Source organism: Rhizobium sp. UBA1881 (assembly GCF_002338015.1).
Classification (GTDB): domain Bacteria; phylum Pseudomonadota; class Alphaproteobacteria; order Rhizobiales; family Rhizobiaceae; genus Rhizobium.
Genome location: NZ_DDHH01000039.1, coordinates 1 through 2,741 on the forward strand (window position 1 = coordinate 1; position 2,741 = coordinate 2,741).

The window sequence follows — 2,741 nt, forward strand, 5'->3', positions numbered from 1 at the left end:
AAGTGCCAAAGTAGTGCTAGGCGCAACGCTCTCACTTTCCGAGGTCTGGATCACTTCAGCGCTTCAGCCATAAACGCACCCGCCCGTGCAGCGCCGTCAGCCGAAATTGTATGGCCGAGCCCAGGAACGATGATCGTTTCCACGTTCATGCCAAACGTCTGAAGAGCCGCGGCGGCACGCGTCGTTTCAGTCGCCGGAATGACCGGATCGGCGCTGCCATGCACCAAGAGTACCGGCGTCTTGACCGCGGGCGCGAGCGGAAGCGGCGAGGCGAGGCGACCGGAGAAGCCGACGACGGCGCCGACTGGCCAGCGCCCGGCCGCCACGGCGTCGAGCGCCATGATGGTGCCCTGCGAGAAGCCGACCAGAACGACGCGCTCGAGCCGATCGGCGAAGCCGTTCTCCTTGATGATCGCCGAGATAATGTCGTCAAAAGCCTGGCGCGCCTCCTTGATACGTCCGCTTCTGTTGTCCTCGGTCACACCCGACACGCTGAACCACTGGTAGCCCGCGCCGAAACTCGATGGGCTCGGCGCATTCGGTGAAGCGAACACCGCACTTGGAAGTGTGACTTTCCAGGCATTGGCTAAGGGCGCAAGATCGGCGCCGCTCGAACCAACGCCATGGAGCATGATAACAAGCATATGCGATGCAATAGTCGACACGGCCATTTCCTCTCAGATCACGAATGGAAGCTGCGGGCCGACAGGCACGATGCCCGTCGGGTTCAGCGCCTTGATCGAGTAGTAGCCGCGTTTGATATGATCGACGCTGACCGTCTTGCGGATGCCGGGTATCGCAAGCATGTTGTCGACGTAACGGCTGAGGTTGGAATAATCCGCCAGCCGGCGCAAGTTGCACTTGAAGAGCCCGTTATAGGCAGCGTCGAAGCGGATGAGCGTTACGAAGAGGCGGACATCGGCCTCCGTCAGTCGTGTGCCGAAGAGGAATGGTCGCTGTCCTTCGAGGCGCGCCTCCAGTTCGTCGAGCATCGTGAAGACGTCGGCGAAGGCTTCCTCATAGGCGACTTGTGTGGTCGCGAAGCCGGTGCGATAAACGCCGTTGTTGAGCTGCGGATAGATGCGCCCGTTAAGGGCGTCGATCTCGGTGCGCAGATCTTCCGGGTAGAGATCGATCGCGCGATCGGCAAGCGCGCCGAAGCCGGAATTGAGCATCCGCAGGATATCTGCCGACTCGTTGTTGACGATGGTGCGGCGTTCCTTGTCCCAAAGCACGGGCACGGTGGCGCGGCCGGTGTAATGCGGGTCGGCGCTGGTGTAGATTTCGTGCATATAGGTGGCGCTGTTGAGCTCATCGCGATTGGCGCCCGGGTAGTCTCCAAAGCGCCAACCCTGATCGGAGAGAGCCGGTTCGACGACCGATACCGAAATCACATCTTCCAGCTTCTTCAGTGCCCGGCCGATCAGCGTGCGCGAGGCCCAGGGGCAGATGAGCGCGACGTAGAGATGGTAGCGGCCGGCCTCGGCCTTGAAGCCGCCTTCACCGGTCTGGCCGGCGCAGCCATCAGGCGTGACCCAGTTTCGAAAACCCGAAATCTGCCGGACGAAGCCGCCCTTAGCGTCAGTTGCCTGCACGGGGTGCCAATCGGCAGTCCACTTGCCATCCACGAGCATGACTAAACTCCTGATCTGTTCTTGCGCGCTGTTGGAGTTTGATATGACGCAATTCCAGATCAATGATTATCCAGTCAAAAAGAGAATAGTTCATTCCAAAATGGAAGCAATCACGACCAGCCCTTGTCCCATGCAGGTTGCCCGCGAAAGGCGTCGGCCAGGAAATCGACGAGCACCCTGACCTTAAGTGCAAGGTGCCGGGCAGGGGGATAGACCGCGTAAAGACCGCGCGGCTCATCCTCGAAATCGGACAGCAAGGGGCGCACCGACTGAAGACGAAGTCGCGCGCCGGCAACGAAGCTTGGCACACGCGCGATGCCTAAGCCCGCTTCGGCTGCAGCAACGCAGGCCTCAGCATTCGAAAACTGAATGCGTCCCCGGACTTCGGTCAACAGCGGCTGCGAACCTGGCTTGTTGCGGAACCGCCAGGTGAGCGGATCGCGAAAGTTGGTATCGATGATGCAATCGTGAGCCGTGAGATCCGCCGGCGTCAGGGGTACGCCGCGTTCGTCGAGATATGAGGAGGCGGCGACGAGCACGATGCGCGCGGTGCAAAGCTTGCGCGCGATCAGACTGCTATCTTCAGGGCGCCCGATGCGCACGGCGGCATCAAATCCTTCGTCGACAAGATTGACCGTTCGGTCAGAGAAACTGAGGTCGAGGTTGATGTCGGGGAAAGCCATCGCGAACTGATTGAGGATGGGCGTGAGCTGCGTCGTGCCGAAAGTGATCGGCGCGGTAATCCGCAACCGGCCCGATGGTGCACGCGAGGCGTTGCGCACGGAGGCATCAAGCGCGTCGAATTCTTCAAGAAGCGATTTCACGCGTTCGTAATAGGAGCGTCCTGCCTCGGAAAGGGAAAGCGCGCGCGTCGTCCGCATGATAAGCTGTACGCCCAGGCTTGCTTCGAGGCGCGAAACCAGCTTTGAAGCCTGGCCGCTGCTGGTGCCGAGACGCACCGCTGCAGCAGCAAAGCTTCCCGTGTCGATGACGGCAACGAACATGCGGTCGCATTCGAGACGATCCAAGTAGCTGTCTCCCAGTCAACTCACCCACCCTACAGCCGTTCCCGACCAGGCAGAGAAGCCGGCGGCGCATGGCGCCGCC

The 2,741-nt window shown here is 60.9% G+C and carries 3 protein-coding genes; all 3 read right to left on the reverse strand.

The window, feature by feature from the left end; all coding sequences use genetic code 11:
- Positions 1 to 50: 50 nt before the first annotated feature.
- A complete protein-coding gene (locus B3605_RS03675; protein ID WP_296432327.1) occupies positions 51 to 665 on the reverse strand; it encodes an alpha/beta hydrolase in 615 nt (204 codons plus the stop codon).
- A gap of 12 nt (positions 666 to 677) precedes the next feature.
- Positions 678 to 1,634, reverse strand: a complete 957-nt coding sequence (locus B3605_RS03680) for a glutathione S-transferase family protein (protein WP_112972789.1) — start codon at positions 1,632 to 1,634, stop codon at positions 678 to 680.
- A 110-nt stretch (positions 1,635 to 1,744) separates the two neighbouring features.
- On the reverse strand, positions 1,745 to 2,662 hold the full coding sequence (locus B3605_RS03685; RefSeq protein ID WP_296432329.1) for a LysR family transcriptional regulator: 918 nt from the start codon (positions 2,660 to 2,662) through the stop codon (positions 1,745 to 1,747).
- Positions 2,663 to 2,741: the final 79 nt, after the last annotated feature.

What these genes read in the sequence shown, in the direction of transcription:
- B3605_RS03680 (WP_112972789.1), bottom strand. Translation starts at nt 1,634, where the DNA reads ATGCTCGTGGATGGCAAGTGGACTGCCGATTGGCACCCCGTGCAGGCA.